1 pseudogene is annotated in these 508 nt (G+C 42.5%); it reads left to right on the forward strand.

What is annotated here, in order from left to right:
• Positions 1-493, forward strand: a pseudogene (locus tag R8O11_RS31545) (type I restriction endonuclease subunit R); the annotation flags it as partial.
• Positions 494-508: the final 15 nt, after the last annotated feature.

The raw sequence follows: 508 nt of genomic DNA on the forward strand, positions 1-508 counted from the left end.
ACAAAAAAGTGCAGGGAGTGCAGCATTAGTCATGAAGAACAAACTCAAGCACACCATTAAGACGGGTAAAGGTAAAGATCCTGCCTTCTTTGGTGACTTGGAAGAAGAGCTAGAAAAGCTTATCCAAGATGAACGTGAAGGACGTATTGAACAAGCACTATTCCTAGAACAGCTAGAGCTTTTTGCTCAGCGTATACGTGATAAAGATGCGAAACCATCTGAAATGGGCTTGGGTACAGCAACAGAGCGAGCCGTGTTCAACTATCTGGAAAAACAGGTAGAGGAAGCTGAAGCTCTAGCATGGACTAAAGGCATCTTTAGCCACCCTGATATCGCTGAAGTCATGTTGTCACCGATATGGAAAAAGCAGACTGATATTCATAATGAGATCAAAAAAACAATCAGAACGATTTTACGTGGTCTTGGAGGCTGGGATATGACAGTAGCACGTCAGCACTCTGCTGAAATTTTCAGTATTATGCTGAACAACTGATCCTTTGCTTCATCA

The sequence above is a fragment of the Vibrio sp. 1288 genome (assembly GCF_033344475.1).